The organism is Sinobaca sp. H24 (assembly GCF_023845525.1).
Window position 1 is genome coordinate 1 of the sequence record NZ_JALBWT010000051.1, and the last position, 20,000, is coordinate 20,000.

A 20,000-nucleotide genomic window follows, 5' to 3' on the forward strand; every position below is an offset into this window, starting at 1 on the left:
CAATTCCCTTCTTCTGGGAATTTCGTTCTTCCGCTTAGTATCATCGGCGTTAATGCGTTAACTATTGCCGGCGGCTTTTTAATTTCCTATGCGCTGCACCATTATGAAAAGTCATTCAGCCATCTGAAGAAAAAAGTATACACTGATTATTTAACCGGCCTTTTCAACCGTGAAGGATTTTTACTTGAATGGGACAGAAACCGTTTGGCAAAAGGAATATTTGCAGTAATGGATTTAAATCAATTTAAACAGATTAATGATAATATGGGCCATGATGCCGGGGACAAGGTACTGCAGCTGGTGGGGCGTAAATTAAAAAAACATCTGCCGGATTCTTCTTTGATTGGCCGGATTGGAGGAGATGAGTTTATTTTGTACCTTCCCTATGCTGAAAGTCTGCAGGAAGCCAGGCAGCAGGTAGACTCAATCATAAGAACAGCTGGAAAAAAAGCAGGTATACCTCTATCTGCCTCTATAGGAATGCTTCATATTTCTTCAAACAATCAAACGTTTCGGGAGCTTTATAAGTCAGCAGACGCTGATATGTATGTACACAAAAGATTAAAACAGCAGGACCGAAAAGAATCATAAAAAAACGGGAGCAGCCGAAGCTGCTTCCGTTTCATCTGCAGTCTATCCATTGTCAGGCAACGAAGACTCGTGTGGTATGGAAAACGTACCGCCGGAAACATCCTTGACGTTATGAACGACAATAAATGCATTTGGGTCAATTTCCTTGATGGTACGTTTAAACCGGAGCAGCCGGTGAGTGGGAATCACGACATAAAGCGCCCGGCGCTGTTCTTTGGAATATTCACCATACGCATCAAAGACGGTAGCGCTCGCACCGAGTTCCGTAGTGATACGGCGCGCTATTTCCTCTGAATGGGGAGAGATAATATTGATAGCCTTCTTGGAATCAAAACCGCCTAGTACATAATCCGTTACTACTTTTCCAATATACAGCGCAATCAGTGTATACATTGTAAACACAGGGCCAATAATAAATATACCAATAATCACAACAGCTGCGTCTAGTATCAGCGTCATTCCTGTAAGGTCCCAGCCCCGCTGATGATGAAGGACCCGGGCAATGATAGATGTTCCACCGACAGAGCTGCCTGCCTGAAAAATAAATCCAAACCCAATGCCGGTAATAATACCTGCAAAAATAGCAGCGAGCAGCGTATCTTCCATCGGCACCGCATAGACTCCTTCGAGAAGCCATATAAAAAACGACAGCAAAAAGACGTTAAAAATAGTCTTGTATATCATATGGCGGGGGAGGTACCTGAAGCTGATGCCAAGCAGCAGCAGGAAAATCACTGGAGTCGATATACTTGGTGTCAACCCGGTTCCAAAATAGATCAGCAGAGCAGCACCGATAATACCTCCTTCGGCAATAGAATTAGGCATAGCGAGCTGTGTGACAGAAATCGCAAACAGTAAAGTTCCAATAATAATAAATGCTGTATTTTTCATGAGCATGAGCTCCTTTCTTTCTCCAATTTGACACAGAAGCATATTATAACAAAAAATCTATAAAAAAGGGAAAGCAGCTTTCATTTCTATTAATCGCGTATGATTTCCTCATTAATAATACGAAAGACCTGTAAATATTGTATAGTAGTAAGTATAAATAGTTCAATATATCTACTTAATTGTTCGGAGGGCGATTAATGAAAATAATGTATAAAAAAAATACAATGTTCATTATTCTGTGGACGACTGCCTTAGCTTTTTGGGTTATTTTTTATAAAGGGTCTGAATATAATGAAGCGATTGGTACCAGCATTTTTGCAGCCGGAGCAGCCGTTTGGGCTTTTATTCAAGTAAATAGGACGATTATTGGCTCCTCCGGATACCGTCGTACATTTTGGAGATGGATAAACAGAGGAATCGCAGCTAATGGAGCAAGCAATGCTGTTTGGCTGGCTGCTGCGATAGTAGGCGTATCCTCTTTTCCTCCCTCGTTATCTGAATTTTTGTGGATGATATCTTACTTTTTATTTCTTTGCGCGCTTTTGTACCAGCTTTTTATTGCAAGCCGGGAGCCTGTCATATCTATACATGTGTTTAACATAAGCGTGTTTATGATTGTATCAACAGCGATAATAGGACATTTCTTTACAGCCATCGCTCTGGAGATGTTCAATTATTCTATTTTAGACAGTGTAATGAATCTATCGTTTTTATTAGTTGATATTACACTGCTATTTGCTGCTGGCTATCTTGTTTATTTATTAAAAGCAAAACGCGATATTGCAGTAATGCATCTACTGATTATTGCTTTTGCTTTTCAAAGTATTGGTGATTTTAATGCTGCCTACCTGGAAATAACGGGCTTTGCCGTGAGCCCGGGCAATTTTAATGATGTGCTTTGGCTGGCAGGTATTATTTTGATCGGCACAGCGTCTACATACGAAAGAACGGAAATATCTGAAAGCGGCTGGGTGATTCGAAAAGATATAAAGCAGCATTTTATTTTTTTTCCAGTAGCAGCTATATTCCTGCTCATCATTTTTACCCTGAACAGCTACGATTGGCGTATAAATATTCTGAGTATATCTGTCGGTATCATTTTGTTACTTTTTGCCGGGAGAAATTATATTATGAACAAAAAGAATACGAGCCTTATACAAGAATACATGCACCTGGCCTATTATGATTCTCTTACGGGAATATATAACCGCACCAGTTTTAAAATAAATATAGACAAGGCAGTGGCCTTTTGTAAAAAAGAAAATAAAGAACTGACTCTAATACTATTTGATATTGATCGTTTCAAAGTGATCAATGACTCTCTCGGTCATCATGTAGGCGATGAAGTGTTAATGGAGACCGCTTATCGGCTGAAAAGGAAGCTTCCTTATCGTATTTACCGGTTAGGAGGAGATGAATTTGTAATCATAGCAGATAATGCTGGAGAAGAAAAAGCGATAGAGACAGCCCTAAAGATTAAACAAGCATTCAGTAAGCCTTACTCCATAGCCGGACAGCATATATCGATTACAACAAGTATAGGAATCAGCTGCTTTCCATCTGCGAGCCAGGACAGCGATTCGCTGCTGAAAAGCGCGGATGCAGCCATGTACGCTGCAAAAGAAAATGGCAGAAATGGTTTTGTGTTTTATGGCGACGCCCTTCATGAAAAGCTTGAACGTAAAATGATCATCGAAAGTGAAATGAAACAGGGACTTATTAAGCAGGAATACTCTTTGTACTATCAACCTAAAATTAATGTACAGACATTTGAAGTTACCGGAGTAGAGGCACTGCTGCGCTGGAATAATCAAAAGCTGGGAAAGGTTTCCCCGTTTGAATTCATTCCTATAGCAGAAGAATCAGGTTTTATTAAAGTGTTAGGGAGCTGGGTAATGAAAGAAGCCTGCCGTCAGGCGGAAGCCTGGAAGCGGTCAGGAGTGTTTGATGGAACGATGGCTGTGAACGTATCGGTCCATCAAATGAAATACGGTGACATTCTTACATTAATCCAGCAGTCACTAAAAGAATCCGGATTAAACCCCGGCCGGCTCGAAATTGAAATCACCGAATCAATTATGCAGGATGTAGCGGTAACCTCCATGATTTTAAAAGACATACGTGCTCTCGGGGTGCGGGTGGCTCTTGATGATTTTGGAACAGGATATTCGTCTTTTCATGTATTAAAAAACCTTCCGATTGATACAATAAAAATCGATAAATCGTTTGTTGATGATCTAAACGGATTGAAAGAGCAGTCACTTGTAAAAGCAATTATTGATATTGGCCGTCATCTGCAGCTCGAAGTGGTCGCTGAAGGAGTAGAAGAGGAAGTACAGCTGGATGCTATTGCAGCTTATGAATGCGCAACTGCTCAGGGATATTACATATCAAAGCCGCTGCCTGTTCTGGAAATAGAGCAGTTTTTGCAGCAGTATCGCAGTAAAGCTTTATAGCTATAAAGAAGCCCTTTTTCCATATCGGAAAAGGTGGTGACCCCAAAAAGTTAAAGTTTTATGATACAGCGAGTTGGCTGGTCGATGTTCGGTACGTAACCGGGCTTTGGCCAGCCAATTTTAATTTGATCCGATCATGATTGTAGTAATGAATATAGGTTTCCAACCTTTGTTTGAGCTCTTCATAGGAGACAAGCTCTTTTCCATAGTACATTTCCTGTTTTAACAGCCCGAAGAAATTTTCCATCGAAGCATTGTCTGCGCAGGTCGCTTTCCGGGACATGCTGGCAAACACATGGCTGGTTTTCAACAGGCTGGTCCAGGCCCGTGCTGATAGTGCCAGCCTTGATCCGAATGAATGGTGGTGCGGAACCTGGCATGATTCCGTACAAGAGCTAACGTCTCCTGCAGAGGAGATAGAACCAGATTCAATGTCGGCCGGTCCGAGATGCCGTAGGCAATAATTTCTCCATTGTATAAATCCAATATCGGATTCAGGTACAGCTTCCGGTCCGCTGTACACTTAAACTCGGTTATATCCGTAGTTAATTTCTGCAGGGGAACGGAACTGTTGAACCGCCGGTTCAACCGGTTTTTCGTGACCGTACCGACAGTGCCTTTGTAAGAGCGATAGCGTGACTTGCGAATAAACGCCGTACAGGCCAGCCCAAGATATCTCATCAGCCTCTGTACTTTCTTATGGTTCACATGCCATCCCTCGGCCCGCAGCTGGGCATGGATTCGACGGTAGCCATAGGTGCCTTGATGCCGATCAAAAATAGCTTGAATGTCTTCTTTCAGGGCAGCATCCGGATCTTCCTGGTTCGAGCGGTTCACGTGATAATAATAGGTAGCCTCTGGAATGTTCACTTGATTCAACACATCCGTCAATCGGAATCCTTTTTCCTGAAGCTCGAACGCAAGCCCTGCTTGTGCTTTTCGGGAGAGGGTTCCGATTTCTTCCGAAAAGCCCGGAGCTTTTTTAAGTACGCATTCTCCAAGCGGAGAAGCTCATTTTCGCGTTCCAGCTGTGCTTCTCTGGAAAGAGGCGTTGGAGATAATGGCTTACGAGAGGATTTATCGGTCATGGGAGATCTTCCTTTCGGCTTCTCTTCCAGTCCTGCCATGCCCTCTTGGTCCCAGGCCCGGTTCCAGGCAGAAATCATCGAGAGATTAGAGAGGCCGAAGGCCCCGCTGTCTCCCGAAGGGAAGCTCCTGTTTGTTTTCTCCAGTATAAAACATCCCATTTGAAGGAACCAGTGTATCTGCTTTTTTTCGTTTTTCTTTTTAATCCGTCTCGGCCCAAGACTTGATACGTATGGACCCATTTTTTGATCGGCGTCGGGGACGGCATCTCGTATTTTTTAGCCAATCGTTTGTATCCTTTAGGACCGTGAAGGTATTCCTGAACTAGTTGTTCTTTAAACGCATCACTATATTTAGTCAAAGAAAACACCCCAAACGTTAGATTTTACTCTAACTTTTGGGGTGCACTACCAAAAGGGCTTCTTTTAGTTTTGCTCATGTTCACTGATTAAGGTTTTCATAATCCCGATACACATTAATATAATAATAATGGATAAAGGCAGCGCACTTACGACTATCGAGGTCTGAAATGCATTCAATCCACCTACAACTAACAGAACAGCTGTGACGGTAACAAAGAAAACACCCCACATAATTTTAATAGAGGTAGGCGGGTTCAGGCTGCCTCCTGTCGTCTGCATGCCCAGCACGAACGTAGCCGAATCGGCTGTAGTAACAAAAAAGATAGTAATAACGAAAATGGCTAATACCGAGATAAGGCCGCTCATAGGATAGGACTCAATCACATAAAACAAGGCGCCTTCCAGTGACTGTGAGGAAACATCCCGACCTTCGAACAACTCCATAAAGATAGCGGAGCCGCCCAGCGTGCTAAACCAGAAGAACGATACAATAGAAGGGAGAAGCAGAACGCCTGCTATAAACTCACGAATGGTTCGTCCTCTGGAGATCCGGGCGACAAACATCCCGACAAACGGCGTCCAGGAGATCCACCATGCCCAGTAAAAGACCGTCCATGCCTGCGTCCAGTCGGCTTCCTGCGCGTCCACCGGGCTCATGCGAAGCCCCCATCCGATGAAGTTCTGAACGTAGTCAGACAATCCGGAAGCAAACATATTAAGAAGAAACAAAGTAGGACCGGCGATAAACATGAATAGAAGAAATAATCCAGTAATCGATAGGTTGATATTACTTAAGTATTTAATGCCGCGATGAATGCCGGTGCTTGCAGAGGCAAAAAAATGACAGTGATAATAGCCATAATAATAAACTGAACCCCTAGGTTGTAAGGCACGCCAAACACGGTCTGCAGGCCTGAATTAATCTGCTGGGATCCAAGTCCCAGTGAGGCGGCAACTCCAAATAATGTAGCAAACACAGCAATAATGTCTACAACAGTCGCAATTGGACCATATGCATGTTTACCAAGCACCGGACGAAGCGTCGTACTCATTAGACCGGGTGCCTGATAACGGAACTGCTGCAGGGCAAGAGCCAAAGCGACCAGTGCATAAATGGCCCATGCATGAAGACCCCAGTGAAGCCAGGTTGATGATACCCCGGTTACCGCATCTGCTTCAGTTCCTCCGTCTCCAATAGGAGGGCTGGCAAAATGATTAATCGGCTCGCTGACGCCGTAGAATAACAAACCAATTCCAATACCGGCGGAAAACAGCATCGTAAACCATGTAAGCCTGCTGAATTCCGGTTTTTCGTCCGGTTTTCCGAGCCGGATGTTTCCATACTTACTAAATCCTAAATAAATGGCAAAAATCAATAAGGCCGTTACGAGTATTTGGAAATACCAGCCAAAGTGGGCAAAAACAAAAGCCTGGGTAACAGTAATGCCTGCTTCAAGCTGTTCTGTAAAAAATACCCCGAATAATAGAAAAGAAAGAATAAGTACCACTGATACTTTTAAGACCGTCGTGAACCTTGACATAAGAATATGTCCTCCTTTATTAGACTTGCGCTACTCTCATTAATAGCCTCGTTTAAGTATATGTAAGTGAATGAAAAAAAGAAAAAGCCGTATAATGGCGTATCCTCTATAAAATCTATGCAATTTTTATTGTACAGAGTTTACAGAGTTCTATCTTATCAATACTCGCTTTATCGCTGAGATAAGGTAGAAGAGCGTCTTTTTACTTTTTTTAGAAAAATGATACAGTAACAACTATGAGCAGATGCTACTACATATGCAGATGAGGGAGAGTATATACAATGGCTGTAGAAAAAGAAACCGAACTGCTCTCACAGTTAAGTGAAACGGAGCGTCAGATAGGGGACAGAATTTCTGATAACATGAGTACATTTGGCGTGTCTTCTACCATAGGAAGACTTCTTGGCATCATTTATATGAATCGCGAGCCGATGACGCTTGATGACCTTGCGGAAGCTACGGGAATGAGCAAAACAAGAATGAGTCAGGTAATGCGTGAAATGATGGCCTTGAATATTGCTGAAAAAGAACATATAAAAGGAAGCCGGAAAGAGCATTATAATGTCGAGAATGACTACGTCCAGACGTTTATTTCTCTTTTTACAACCAACTGGCGGGAAGTAATCAGTAAAAACCGTATGTTCGCCAAGAAGCTGCAGCAGGAAATAAACGAAATAGAGAAAGCAAATAACGGTTCTCCTGCAGTAGAGGCCAAAGTGAAAGAGCTCCGCACAGAATTAACCAAATGGATAGCCTATTATAATTGGATCAATAATTTAGTCGAATTCTTTGAGAGCGGCGCTATTTTTGAAGCAGTGCCCGTAGAGACGTCTACAAAAAACGAAGGCGAGGATAAATAATGGGAAAAAAAACAATTATTACATGCGCAGTAACCGGGGCAGGAAATACGTTTAATAAGAGTCCGCACGTTCCAATTACGCCTAAAGAAATAGCTGAGTCTTCTATAGAAGCAGCTAAAGCAGGAGCGGCAGTAGCTCATATTCACGTAAGGGACCCGAAGACGGGAGAGTATAGTTTTGATCCGGCTCTTTTTCAGGAAGTGGTAGAACGTGTTCGTGAAAAAGAAACAGATGTGATTTTGAATTTAACAGCAGGCGGAGGCGGGGATTTTGTTCCAAGCCTTACCCATCCTGCAGCAGGAGCAGAGGGTACCTTTATTCAAACACCTGAGGAGCGTCATCTTCCGGTAGGTAAACTGCTGCCGGAAATATGCACATTGGACTGCGGCAGCCTGAATTTTGGCGATCAGCTCTACATGGCTCCGACAGAATGGCTGCGTGAGCAGGCCTCCCTTATTAAACAAAGCGGTGTGAAAGCGGAAATGGAATGTTTCGATACCGGGCATCTCCGGTTTGCCAACCAGCTCGTGAAAGAAGGAGTTATCGACGGCGATCCTTTGTACCAATTTTGTCTGGGCATACCGTGGGGAGCGGAAGCTGATGCCGAGACGATGCTTCATATGGTCCATCATCTGCCGAACAACGCCAACTGGTCGGCGTTCGGCATCGGCCGCCTGCAGATTCCAACAGCGGTACAAGCAGCCCTCTTAGGCGGAAACGTACGCGTTGGGCTGGAAGATAATTTGTATCTGGAAAAAGGCGTGCTTGGCACAAACGCCCAGCTTGTAGATAAAGCAGCAACTCTTCTTCAGGGTCTTGATATAGAACCAATGACGCCGGAAGAAGCGCGCAGTACATTAGGTTTAACTAAACAGTTATCATAGAGAGGATAGAATAATGACAAAACAAACAATTGCAGTAATTGGAACAGGAGTAATCGGGAATGGGTGGATTGCCCGCTTTTTGGCAAATGGATTCGATGTAATCGCCTGCGATCCGGCTCCGGAAGCGGAGCAGAAAACCCGGACGGCTATAGAAAAGCTCTGGCCATCTCTTAAAGAACATGGCATGCATCATTTGGCATCACTGGAACGACTTACCTTTACTGATGACATCGAAAAGGCTGTTCATAAAGCTGTACTTATTCAAGAAAACGTTCCAGAGCGCGAAGAGCTGAAAAAGGGCGTGCTGGCTCAGATTGATGAGTATGCGCCGGCAGCCAGTATTATTGCTTCCAGCACATCCGGTTATAAGCCAACCACCCTTCAAGAGCAGTGCACGGCACATCCGGAGAGAGTCATGGTCGCCCATCCATTTAACCCGGTCTATCTGCTTCCTCTCGTAGAAATTTCAGGAGGAGCGGCTACAAGCCGGGAAGCAATGGAGAGAGCCCGCCATTTATATGAATCCGCCGGGATGAAGCCTTTAGTAATGAAAGGGGAAGTAGATGGCCATATTGCAGACCGACTGATGGAAGCCCTCTGGAGAGAAGCTCTTCACATCGTAAATGATGGTCATGCTACGACAGAAGAAGTAGATAAAGCTATTGTCTACGGCGCAGGACTTCGCTGGGCACTAATGGGACCATTTTTAACCTTTCATCTGGCAGGAGGGGAAAAGGGAATGGCTCACATGCTGGAACAGTTCGGCCCCGCTTTGAAAGCTCCCTGGACTAAGCTGGAAGCACCAGAGCTGACCCCTGAATTAAGTGAAAAAGTAATCAGTGGTACAAAAGATCAGTCGGGGACCCAGAGCGTACCTGAGCTTGAAGAACGGAGAGACCAGTTTCTGCTGAGGTTGATGCAGCTGCTGCAGGAAGAAAATTACTGGCCGGCAGAGAAGGTGAAGAGCAATGTCTAGAACTGAACGAATTTGGAATGGCCAGGTGAAGTCAGAATGGGTTGATTATAATAATCATATGAATGACGCGGCCTACGCAGAGGTATTCAGTAAAGCCCTGGATGAAATGATAAAGAAAATAGGTCTGGATGACGCATTCCGAAAAAAACAGCAATATACTATATATACGCTGGAAACCCACGTTTTGTATAGGAAAGAAGCATTATTGGATGAGAAATTAGATGTGTTCGTCCAGGTACTGGATAAAGATGAGAAGCGTCTGCATGTATGGCTGGAAATGAAAAATGATGGTCAGGAGCTTCTGGCGGTGAGCGAGCAGATGATTATGGGTATGGATCAAACCGCCGGCAGGCCTGCCCCTTTTCCTCCCTCTATTGTAGAAGGGATTGCTGAGCTGCCGCATGCCGAAGCCGGCGTGCTTCCAGAAATGGCAGGCCGCTCCATTGGTATTAAAAGAAAATAAAAAAATAACAGTATTCTCCATATAAGAGAATACTGTTATTTTTTGGTTAAAGCGATACAATGTAAGAAAGCCACAGGACAAAGCTAAAATAAAATCGGGAGGGTATACAATGAAAAAAGATCTGCAGGAAGGCCGGTTCACGACAAAAAACGAAAAAAGCTTGTCGTATTTGTAATTGGCATGCGTATTAATCGATTTCGTTCTATCCGAAAATGGCTGCCTGTTCTACTGGCAATGCCCCCTATGATTAAGGAGCTGTCCATACGTAAAGATCTGGGCTGTTTAAATTTGCACAGCTATGTGCAGCTGCCGACTACGATGATGATTCAGTACTGGGAGTCGGAGGAACAGCTTCTCGCTTATGCCAAAGGAGAAAAGCATTCCAAAGCCTGGAAAACATTTAATAGAAGAGTAAAAGGAAATCATGCAGTAGGTATCTACCATGAAACGTACATCATTCCCGCAGAATCGTATGAATCCATTTACGTTAACATGCCCGCGTTTGGTTTAGGCAAGGCAGTTGGCACCGAGGCAGTTGGAACGGCAACACATTCAGCCACAGAAAGACTGAGACGTACAAAAGAGAGCAAATAGCAAAGAGGTATCTGCAGCTGATTACTTTTAATCGGCTGTTTTTTACTTGAAATATACTTATCCGGCAAAATAGGAAAACACGTTTTATTCAGCGCAGACCCACTGAGTCTGGGCAATTACGATATACATTAAACAAGGATCGATAATGTAAATCACAACGTTGTACATAAACTGTTCGTTCATTTGGGATGAAAACGTATACATTTAAGATCAGAGCGATGCTACACTAACTATTGAAAGGGGGAGCAGTTGTTCATGGATGACCGAAGCAAGCAGATTCTGGATGAGCTCATGCACAATCCAAATGTAGCAAGTGTCGTGCTGGAAAAAAATATAACTTAACACGCCGACAGTTCGGCTACAGTATGAATAAGATCAATGAATGGCTGATGGCGAAAAATCTCCCGGTTATTGAACGTACCAGGCAGGGCCACTTCATTATTGATCAATCGGTGTTTACTGATCTGACGAGCCAGGAAAATAATTTGGCGGCTGCTTCTGTTCTATCAGAAAAACAACGTATCTATATTATCATGCTGATGCTTCTGGGGACGAAAGAGGAACTGTCCCTCTATCACTTTACAGTAGAACTGGATGTAAGTAAAAATACAGTACTGCATGATTTAAAGCAGGTACAGCACTATCTGGAAAACTATGATTTGGCTATTCGCTACTCAAGAAAAGACGGATATCTGCTCGAAGGAAAAGAATTTCAAGTCAGAAAGCTGCTTATTCATATAACCTACCGAATTTTTCAAATGACAGACGGTGAACAGAAAATAAAAAAGGCCGCCCAGGTAGATGAAGAAGAAATTGAAGAATTCCGCTTTAAGATAGAAAAAGTGGAAACCAAGCTGCAGCTGAAATTCACAGATGAGAAATTAGCAATGATGCCTTATATTCTGCTTTTTATTCTTCGCAGAGTGCAGAAAGGCAGCAACATTACAGAATCATCTATTCCTTACGAAGAGCTGTCTGATACAAAAGAATATCAGGCGACAGAAGAAATTTTTCGGGGGACAGACAGTATTCCGAGAGAAGAAAGATTATTTATCACACTTCATTTGTTAACAACGAACGTATACCGGTCCGAGTTTACGATAGAAGAGGAAGCCATTCCTGACCTGCTGCCGGAAATAGATAATATGCTGAGGCTTTTCGAAAAAAGTGCCTGTATTTATCTGCAGGAGCGGGATAAACTGCTCGAACAGCTGATTCAGCATATTAAACCAGCTTATTACCGAATCAAATTCAACCTGACGGAAACGCTTTTTCTACAGCAGGATGTCAGTAAAGAATTTAAAGAAATTCATCATCTGGTAAAACAGTCAATGGGTCCGCTTGAGGAATTGATCGGACGCCCGGTGCCTGATAACGAATCGACGTTTATTACAATGCTTATCAGCGGCTGGATGGTAAAACAGGGAGAAAGTATCGAGAAAAAGATAAAAGCAATTGTTGTCTGTCCGCAGGGTGTCTCTATATCCAGGCTGATGTTTCACGACTTAAAGGAACTTTTTCCAGAATTTGTATTTATGGATTCGCTGTCTATCAGAGATTTCCTTCGTTACGGTCTGGATTACGATATTGTTTTTTCCACAACATCTCTTGCTACCGATCAGAAGCTGTTTTTATCGAAAGCATTCTTAAGCCATGATGAAAAGCAGCGCTTCCGTAAGCAGGTAATGATGGATATGCATGGTTTTGTACCAAATGAAATGGATATCGACCATATTATGGACATCATTAAAACCCACGCCTCGCCTGTTGATGAAGAAGCACTGAAAAAAGATTTAAACCGCTACATGTCTAAAGACAAAGAAGAAGCTGTTAAAACGTATGCAAAAAACAGAAATCTGCCTTTAAATGAACTGATTATGCCAGAGCATATCACTTTAAAAAAATCGGTAGACTCCTGGAATGAAGCTGTAAGAATTGCTGCAGCTCCATTAGTGAAAAGCGGTAAAGTCGAACAGCGATACATCGAAGCGATGGTCCGCCAGAGTGATAAAGATCCTTATATAATCATTGGACCTAATATTGCCATCCCGCATGCTGCTCCCGAAGAAGGTGTAATGGATGTTGGAATGAGTCTTCTGCGGATCGAAGATGGGGTCGACTTTACCGAAGGATACAGAATACATTTAATTGTCATTATCGCTGCAGTGGATAAAAAGAAGCACATTCACGCACTTATGCAGCTGATGCGATTTGCTCACGCCGAGACGGATCGGAATCAAATGATAGAAGCAAAAACGATTACCGACATCCGCCGGATGATTGACTTATATTCACACAACTAGAAACCATGCGTTCAAACCAACATAGTAATGGGGTAGGAAAAAGTGACGAAACTATTTTTTGATGAATCAGTCATCTTACTGGAAGTAATAGGAGAGACCAAAGAAGCTGTACTAGAAGAGATGGGCCGCAATTTGATCCAAAAAGGCCTGGTAAAGGACAGCTTCGTAGATGCTTTGATTGCAAGAGAAAAAGAATTTGCAACAGGGCTTCCGACAGCCGGTGTAGCTGTGGCGATTCCACATACCGATGTCGAACATGTTAATACAAAGACGATTAGTGTAGGTGTTCTTAAGAAGCCGGTTGCATTCGGTATTATGGGAGAAGAGGAAGAAACGGTGGGCGTGGAGCTGGTATTTATGCTCGCAATGGACGAAACCCACTCCCAGCTTACCTTACTGCAAAAGCTTATGGAAATTTTCCAAAATGAAGAAACGCTGAAATATTTAATGAATGAAACAAACGCCACCCGAATTAAAGAAACAATAGAACAGCAAATCGATTTTACTACATTATAAGGAGATGGAAAAAATGGAACAAAAGAAAAAGAAGCAGGTATTGGTAGCATGTGGAGCAGGAGTAGCAACGTCAACAGTAGTAAACGGAGCAATTGAGGAAATGGCTAAAGAGCATAACATTAAAGTAGATCTCGTACAGATTAAAATTACGGAAGTTGGTTCTTATGTAGATACAGCTGATCTGTTAGTTACTACAGCAATGACAAAGAAAGAATATCCGTTTCCGGTTATTAATGCGAGAGCCTTTCTGACAGGGATAGGGAAAGAAGATACAAAGCAGCAGATTTTAGATGAACTAAAAAAATAAGTAATTAAAAGAGCTGGTTGTCTCGGTTTCCCACAGACGGGAAATCGGGAATGCTCTTTTTCACACATAGAGGAGGAGTCACGATGCAGGGGTTTGTTGATTTTGTACAAGGATTTTTAGATTTAGGGGCTACCGTTATTTTACCAGTAGCTATATTTTTCCTTGGATTGTTCTTTGGTCAGAAAATCGGGAAAGCATTCCGGTCCGCTCTTACATTAGGGGTCGCTTTTGTTGGTATCTTTCTTGTTATTGACCTGCTCGTTTTAAATTTAGGCCCGGCAGCACAGGGTATGGTAGAAAGACTTGGAGTAGAGCTTACGGTTATTGACGTCGGCTGGCCGGCATCTTCATCTATTGCATGGGCATCATCGATTGCCGCATTTATTATTCCATTAGGTCTTTTGGTAAACGTATTAATGCTCGTATCAAAAACAACAAAAACAATGAACGTGGATATTTGGAACTTCTGGCATTACACGTTTATGGCTGCGATGGTTTATGCGATCTCAGGAAGTATTGTTCAGAGTTTAATTGCGGCAGTATTGTTCCAGATTGTCTGTTTGAAAGTAGCTGACTGGACAGCACCAATGGTTAATGATTTCTACGAAATGCCCGGCGTTCCGTAGCAACAGGAAGTACTATCTCTTATGCACCTGGTATCTTTCTTATCAAAGGGCTGCAGAGAATTCCTGGAATCAAGAATTTGAATGCAGATCCGGATTCAATCCAAAGAAGATTTGGAATTTTCGGTGAATCCATATTTATCGGTCTTGCCCTTGGTTCCCTTATTGGTATCCTTGCAGGGTATGGTGTTGGTGACGTAATTGAAATCGGTATGGCGATGGCTGCAGTTATGGTATTAATGCCGAGAATGGTTAAGATTTTGATGGAAGGTCTTATGCCTGTATCAGAGTCTGCACGCGAATGGCTGAACAAGCGCTTTGGCGACAGAGATATTCTAATTGGGCTGGATGCAGCAGTTCTTCTTGGTCATCCGTCCGTTATTGCAACAGCGTTAATACTAGTACCAATTACTGTATTAATGGCGGTTATTTTACCTGGAAATTCCCTGCTTCCTTTTGGAGATTTAGCGACAATTCCTTTTATTGTAGCCTTTATTGTCGGTGCAGCTAAAGGTAATATCGTTCACTCCGTTATGGTAGGAACTGTTATGATCGCTATCTCATTATATGTGGCTACAGATGTGGCAACAACATTTACAATGATGGCAGAAAATGCTGATTTCAATATGCCGGAAGGTACAACACAGATCTCAAGTATTGACCAGGGCGGTAACATTATCAACTGGATTATCTATCGTTTCTTCGGTTTATTCAACTAATTAAACACAGATAAAAGGAGTGGAGAACATCTATGAAATCACTAGTGAAAACAGAACTTGGATTCGGCAATCTCGAAATTCAGGATAGAGAAGAACCACAGGCAGGCCCCGGCGAAGTAAAAATAAAAGTAAACTATGCCGGCGTGTGCGGTTCAGATATTCATACGTATGAAGGTCACTATAAAGTAGCTGTGCCTGTAACGCTCGGCCATGAATTTTCCGGAGAAGTCGTCGATGTCGGCGAAGGCGTAACCGAATTTTCCAAAGGCGACCGTGTAACGTCCGAAACAACCTTTTATATCTGCGGAGAATGCGAGTACTGTCAGTCCGGAGACTATAACCTCTGTAACCATCGTAAAGGACTTGGTACCCAGCAGGACGGCGGCTTTGCTAAATTCCTGGTAGCACGTAAAGATAGCGTACACCGTATTCCCGATGGAGTAGATGATAAATCAGCTGCTATGACAGAACCGCTTGCCTGCACCCATCATGCGGTAGCGAAAACGGAGATCAGTAAAGGAGACATCGTTGTTGTCATCGGACCCGGTCCGATTGGTCTTTTTACTGCACAGGTAGCGAAAAGCCGCGGTGCTACTGTACTCATTACAGGGCTTACCAATGATAAAGTCCGCTTGGATAAAGCAGAAGAGATTGGGATAGACTATGCTGTAGATACGCAGAAGCAGGATATTAAGCAGCTTGTTAATGAATTAACAGATGGGTACGGCGCAGATGTGGTATTTGAATGTTCCGGTGCAGCACCTGCTGCTAAACAGGGACTCGACCTTCTTCGCAAAAAAGGCCAGTACGGTCAGGTTGGCATCTTTGCAAACCCGGAAGTATCCTTTGATCTGGAGAAAATTATTCAAAAAGAAATACGCGTCGTAGGAAGCAGAAGCCAGAAGCCGGAAGATTGGGAGCCATCTCTTGAGCTTATGAATAACGGCAGCGTAGACGCTAAATCAATGGTTACACATGAATTTCCTATTACACAGTGGAAAGAAGCCTATGATGCGATTAAAAGCGGGGAAGCAATTAAAGTACTGCTCACTCCAATAAACGATTAATACGAACGAAGAAAGGAAGATAAAATATGGCCGATACATTTCTTGAATTCATGTTGGGATCTTTCAGAGGAATCAGTGAATTTTACTTTGAATACCAAATTATTTTTAATACTATTATTGTTTTGTTTTTCCTTTATCAGCTCTTTTTTCACAAAAAACAAGATGAATCTACAAGCTGAGAAAGGAGGAATAAAAAATGAAAGCATTGAATTTATATGGTGTTCAGGACATTCGCTGCGAAGAAACCAGTGAGCCTGTCATTACGGCTCCGGATGATGTAATTATAAAAGTAAAGGCAGCTGGAATCTGCGGCTCTGATATCTCAAGGTTCAATAAACTCGGTCCATATATAGAAGGTATGACGTTTGGGCACGAATTCGCAGGTGAGGTTTTGGAGGTCGGTTCCCATGTAAAGGGGATAGTTAAAGGCGATAAAGTCGCCGGCTGTCCTGCCTTTTACTGCGGGGTATGCATAAGCTGTCAAAAAGGTGAATTTTCTCAGTGTGAAAAACTCACTGTCATTGGGGCCAGACACCCTGGATCCTATGCGGAAAAAGTAAAACTGCCGGCAGAGAATGTCATAAAAATCCCCGACAATGTAGATTATGATACCGCTGCGCTTTTAGAACCTGCAGCCGTTGTAGCTCACGGATTTTATAAAACAAATGTGAAGCCGGGAGATACGGTAGCTGTGATGGGGTGTGGAAGCATTGGTCTTCTGGCCATCCAGTGGGCGCGTATTTTCGGAGCCAAAACGATTTTTGCGATTGATATTGATGAAACGAAACTGGCAGCTGCAAAAGAACTCGGTGCCGATGTGCTTGTTAATTCGCTGGAGGGACCTGCGCATGAAAAAGTGCTCGAGCACACGAGTAGCATGGGAGTGAACCTTGCTGTTGAATCAGCTGGATCGCCAATTACATCAGCCCAGATATTCGCTCTTCCGAAAAAGGGCGGCGAAGTAGTTTTTCTAGGTATTCCTTATGCAGATATTACAATTGAACGCTTTTACTTTGAAAAGATTGTCCGCAATGAACTGAGCGTTTATGGTTCCTGGAATGGGGTATCATCTCCTTTCCCAGGACAGGAGTGGGATGCAGCGATGCATTATATGGGAACGGGCCAGATAACAAGCGGGGAAATGGTTCACCACCGTTATTCCCTGGACGAAGGCCCGCGGGTTTTTGATGATTTGATTCAGCGAAAAGGCAATCACATTAAAGTGTTATTTTATCCAGAAACGTAACATAAAGCACTTCTCTATTGCAGAGAAGTGCTTTAACCTGTTTTAAAAACCCTTTTGGATTTTTGTTATTTCCTTCTTTTTGCAGGGTAAGGATAGAAAGAAGCAGAAAAAGAGGGGGCAAAATATGAAACGCACATTAATTAAAAACGGCCTGATTGTAGATATGGCTGAACATACAGAGCAGGCTAGAAAGGCCGACATTCTCATTGAAGACAAATATATAAAGACCATTGCCGGAGAAATAGAAGCCGCGGATGATATGGAAGTCATAAACGCCGAGGGGAAAATTGTCATGCCGGGATTAATCGATACCCATCGGCATACATGGGAATCAATCATCCGCCATATTGGGACGGACTGGTCTCTGCCTAATTATTTAGGGAATTTATACTTTAATCAGTTGGGATCCAGGCTCTCACCGGATGAGTACCGGACAGCCAATACGTGGGGTGCTCTTGAAGCATTGGACGCTGGTGTGACAACGATGCTTGATTATTCCATGCTGGAAACCCCGGAGCATGCGGATGCTGCCGTGCAGGGCCTGCATGATGCCGGGATCCGGGCTGTATTTGCCCATGGTCCGTCTGGGCGTGCAGAATACTGGGATCGGACCAGTGAAAAAAGGCATCCTCAGGACAGCAGGAGAGTAAAAAAAGAATATTTTCAGTCCGGCGATCAGCTTTTAACGATGGCTTTAGGTATACGTGGACCGGAATTCAGTTCGTGGGCGGCAGCAGTAGATGATATCAATACGGCGCGTGAGCTGGATGCGATTGCTTCGATGCATATCGGTTTTGGCAGCTGGGGACCGGAAGACCAGTCGATTCAAAGACTTCATGATGCGGGGCTGCTTGGGCCGGACCTTAATCTTGTTCATATGAACCGGGTGCAGGATCATGAATACGAGCTGGCAGCTCAATCTGGTGCTTCATTTTCGGTCACTCCGGAAATAGAAATGATGATGGGTCACGGGTATCCCGCCACCGGAAAGATGCATAAAGCAGACGGATTGGTCACGCTTGGTGTTGACGTTGTAGTATCAACGGCTGGAGAAATGTTCTCGCAGATGAAGTTTGCCCTTCAAGCAGAAAGAGCCAGGCAGAATCAAAAGGTATTAGAGAGCGGGAATATGCCGGAGAATCTTGGACTGACGACCACAGATGTGCTTACCTTTTCCACCATTAACGGGGCACGCGCTCTTCATCTTGATAAAAAAACAGGTACAATAGAGACAGGAAAAGAAGCGGATATTATACTTGTAAGCACGGATGCATTTAATATGTTTCCATTGAATGATAAGCCGGTGGAGGCTGTAGTACAAAGTGCCAAGCCTGAAAATATTGATACTGTTTTCGTAGCAGGAACAAAAAGAAAAGAAAAAGGCAGGCTTCTGATCAATAATGCGGAAGCATTAAAAAAAGAAGTTCAGGAAGCCGGCAGCAGTGTATTGGAAAGACAGAGGCGGCTGGAAGAAAGTATGCAGGACTGAACGTGTTAAAACTGCGGTTTATACCGCAGTTTTATCTTTTTTGACAAAGTCTGCGAAATCCCTTAAAATGAGAATAAATCGTAACTCTTCCTATAATATACATTTTACATACTTATTTATTACATAAAAGGCGATAATGAATGAAAAGAAAGGACTTACAAATGGGAAACAATTCAGTTAAGCACTTTATGGTACAATTACCCCGCCAGGATCAAGCAGGCCAATCCGGCCGCACTGTTGAGATTGAACAGGAATGGCTGGATGTAATGCACGAGTTAATTGAAGACGGAATGACAAAAGAAATGTTTCAGCGTTTTATACTGGACTTTAAAAAAAATAAGTAACGTTGAAGTCTCTTCTGTCATACAGAAGGGGCTTTTTAAGTAGAGAGCAGCACTGACAGGTATATTTTGTCTAAAAAGGAGAGCTGAATAATGACCATACAATTAGTGCCGTTTCACTCCGCCCACTACGAGCATGTGATAAAAGAAATTTCTGACGCCTCGTTTCTTATGCAGTGGGGAGGCCCAATGTTTCATTATCCTTTGACTGCAAAGCAGCTTGAATCCTATAAAGCAACGGGCGATGAGCCGGACGCATCAGTACGAATTTATACAGCGATAAGTGAAACGAACGATCTCCCACTCGGCCACATAGCTCTTGGTGGTATTGATCTGGAAAATCATTCTGCCAGAATTGGAAAAGTGTTGATAGCAGAGAAGAATAGAGGAATGGGATTCGGGCACAAAATGGTAAACGAAATGCTTACTATGGGCTTTCATGAACTCTGTTTACATAGGATCAGTCTAGGCGTATTTGACTTCAATATCCCTGCGATTAAAGCATATGAGAATGCAGGCTTCCAAAAAGATGGACTGCTTCGGGATGTGAGAAGAGTGGGAGACGCGTATTGGAGCTTATGGGAAATGAGCATTCTTGAAGAAGAATGGAGAAACCTGCAAAAACAGAAGTAAAAAATTAAGCCCTGACACAGTCTCAACATAAAGAAATGTCACACTCCGTGTG

General features: G+C 43.2%; 19 protein-coding genes and 3 pseudogenes. 16 read left to right on the top strand and 6 right to left on the bottom strand.

Annotated features, from left to right (window positions below):
• On the top strand, positions 1-591 hold a 591-nt coding region (locus MMY81_RS30650; RefSeq protein ID WP_252315811.1), incomplete at its 5' end, for a GGDEF domain-containing protein.
• Between the two features lie 42 nt (positions 592-633).
• Here MMY81_RS30650 and MMY81_RS30655 read toward each other — a convergent pair.
• A complete protein-coding gene (locus MMY81_RS30655) occupies positions 634-1,482 on the bottom strand; it encodes a YitT family protein (RefSeq protein WP_252315812.1) in 849 nt (282 codons plus the stop codon).
• Positions 1,483-1,679: 197 nt separating this feature from the next.
• Here MMY81_RS30655 and MMY81_RS30660 point away from each other — a divergent pair, with 197 nt between their 5' ends.
• Positions 1,680-3,938: a putative bifunctional diguanylate cyclase/phosphodiesterase gene (locus MMY81_RS30660; protein ID WP_252315813.1), complete on the top strand. Its 2,259-nt coding sequence runs from the start codon at positions 1,680-1,682 to the stop codon at positions 3,936-3,938.
• A 58-nt stretch (positions 3,939-3,996) separates the two neighbouring features.
• Here MMY81_RS30660 and MMY81_RS30665 read toward each other — a convergent pair whose 3' ends face one another.
• The 5 genes and pseudogenes from MMY81_RS30665 to MMY81_RS36085 form a co-directional block, all read right to left on the bottom strand.
• Positions 3,997-4,248, bottom strand: a complete 252-nt coding sequence (locus MMY81_RS30665) for an IS3 family transposase (RefSeq protein WP_252315814.1) — start codon at positions 4,246-4,248, stop codon at positions 3,997-3,999.
• On the bottom strand, positions 4,245-4,895 hold the full coding sequence (locus MMY81_RS30670) for an IS3 family transposase (RefSeq protein ID WP_252315836.1): 651 nt from the start codon (positions 4,893-4,895) through the stop codon (positions 4,245-4,247). The genes MMY81_RS30665 and MMY81_RS30670 overlap by 4 nt, the downstream gene beginning before the upstream one ends.
• Positions 4,826-5,266: a hypothetical protein gene (locus tag MMY81_RS30675; protein ID WP_252315815.1), complete on the bottom strand. Its 441-nt coding sequence runs from the start codon at positions 5,264-5,266 to the stop codon at positions 4,826-4,828. Before MMY81_RS30675 ends, MMY81_RS30670 begins: the two co-directional genes overlap by 70 nt.
• Positions 5,267-5,277: 11 nt before the next feature.
• Positions 5,278-5,394: pseudogene (locus MMY81_RS36080) on the bottom strand (transposase); the annotation flags it as partial.
• Between the two features lie 55 nt (positions 5,395-5,449).
• Positions 5,450-6,927, bottom strand: a pseudogene (locus MMY81_RS36085) (BCCT family transporter).
• Between the two features lie 281 nt (positions 6,928-7,208).
• Between MMY81_RS36085 and MMY81_RS30690 the strand changes: the two are divergent.
• From MMY81_RS30690 to MMY81_RS30755, 14 genes and pseudogenes are all read left to right on the top strand, one after another.
• Positions 7,209-7,787 carry a GbsR/MarR family transcriptional regulator gene (locus MMY81_RS30690; protein ID WP_252315817.1) on the top strand — a complete coding sequence of 193 codons (579 nt, stop codon included), beginning with the start codon at positions 7,209-7,211 and terminating at the stop codon, positions 7,785-7,787.
• Positions 7,787-8,671 carry a beta-keto acid cleavage family enzyme gene (locus MMY81_RS30695; protein ID WP_252315818.1) on the top strand — a complete coding sequence of 295 codons (885 nt, stop codon included), beginning with the start codon at positions 7,787-7,789 and terminating at the stop codon, positions 8,669-8,671. The genes MMY81_RS30690 and MMY81_RS30695 overlap by 1 nt, the downstream gene beginning before the upstream one ends.
• Before the next feature lie 13 nt (positions 8,672-8,684).
• Positions 8,685-9,647 (top strand): 3-hydroxyacyl-CoA dehydrogenase NAD-binding domain-containing protein, encoded by a 963-nt coding sequence (locus MMY81_RS30700; protein ID WP_252315819.1) that lies wholly within the window; start codon positions 8,685-8,687, stop codon positions 9,645-9,647.
• Positions 9,640-10,110 (top strand): thioesterase family protein, encoded by a 471-nt coding sequence (locus tag MMY81_RS30705; RefSeq protein WP_252315820.1) that lies wholly within the window; start codon positions 9,640-9,642, stop codon positions 10,108-10,110. Before MMY81_RS30700 ends, MMY81_RS30705 begins: the two co-directional genes overlap by 8 nt.
• Before the next feature lie 180 nt (positions 10,111-10,290).
• Positions 10,291-10,704: a DUF4188 domain-containing protein gene (locus MMY81_RS30710; RefSeq protein WP_252315821.1), complete on the top strand. Its 414-nt coding sequence runs from the start codon at positions 10,291-10,293 to the stop codon at positions 10,702-10,704.
• 365 nt (positions 10,705-11,069) lie between these two features.
• Positions 11,070-13,007, top strand: a complete 1,938-nt coding sequence (locus MMY81_RS30715; protein ID WP_308215536.1) for a BglG family transcription antiterminator — start codon at positions 11,070-11,072, stop codon at positions 13,005-13,007.
• A 42-nt stretch (positions 13,008-13,049) separates the two neighbouring features.
• Positions 13,050-13,523, top strand: a complete 474-nt coding sequence (locus MMY81_RS30720; RefSeq protein ID WP_252315822.1) for a PTS sugar transporter subunit IIA — start codon at positions 13,050-13,052, stop codon at positions 13,521-13,523.
• 13 nt (positions 13,524-13,536) lie between these two features.
• Entirely contained in the window at positions 13,537-13,830 is a 294-nt protein-coding gene (locus tag MMY81_RS30725; RefSeq protein WP_252315823.1) for a PTS sugar transporter subunit IIB, read from the top strand.
• Positions 13,831-13,913: 83 nt separating this feature from the next.
• A pseudogene (locus tag MMY81_RS30730) lies at positions 13,914-15,172 on the top strand (galactitol-specific PTS transporter subunit IIC).
• Between the two features lie 32 nt (positions 15,173-15,204).
• Positions 15,205-16,239 carry a zinc-binding dehydrogenase gene (locus MMY81_RS30735; protein ID WP_252315824.1) on the top strand — a complete coding sequence of 345 codons (1,035 nt, stop codon included), beginning with the start codon at positions 15,205-15,207 and terminating at the stop codon, positions 16,237-16,239.
• 196 nt (positions 16,240-16,435) lie between these two features.
• Positions 16,436-17,485, top strand: a complete 1,050-nt coding sequence (locus MMY81_RS30740) for a galactitol-1-phosphate 5-dehydrogenase (RefSeq protein ID WP_252315825.1) — start codon at positions 16,436-16,438, stop codon at positions 17,483-17,485.
• A gap of 124 nt (positions 17,486-17,609) precedes the next feature.
• Entirely contained in the window at positions 17,610-18,974 is a 1,365-nt protein-coding gene (locus MMY81_RS30745) for an amidohydrolase family protein (protein ID WP_252315826.1), read from the top strand.
• A 140-nt stretch (positions 18,975-19,114) separates the two neighbouring features.
• Positions 19,115-19,318 carry a hypothetical protein gene (locus MMY81_RS30750; protein ID WP_252315827.1) on the top strand — a complete coding sequence of 68 codons (204 nt, stop codon included), beginning with the start codon at positions 19,115-19,117 and terminating at the stop codon, positions 19,316-19,318.
• Positions 19,319-19,408: 90 nt separating this feature from the next.
• On the top strand, positions 19,409-19,948 hold the full coding sequence (locus tag MMY81_RS30755; RefSeq protein WP_252315828.1) for a GNAT family N-acetyltransferase: 540 nt from the start codon (positions 19,409-19,411) through the stop codon (positions 19,946-19,948).
• Positions 19,949-20,000: the final 52 nt, after the last annotated feature.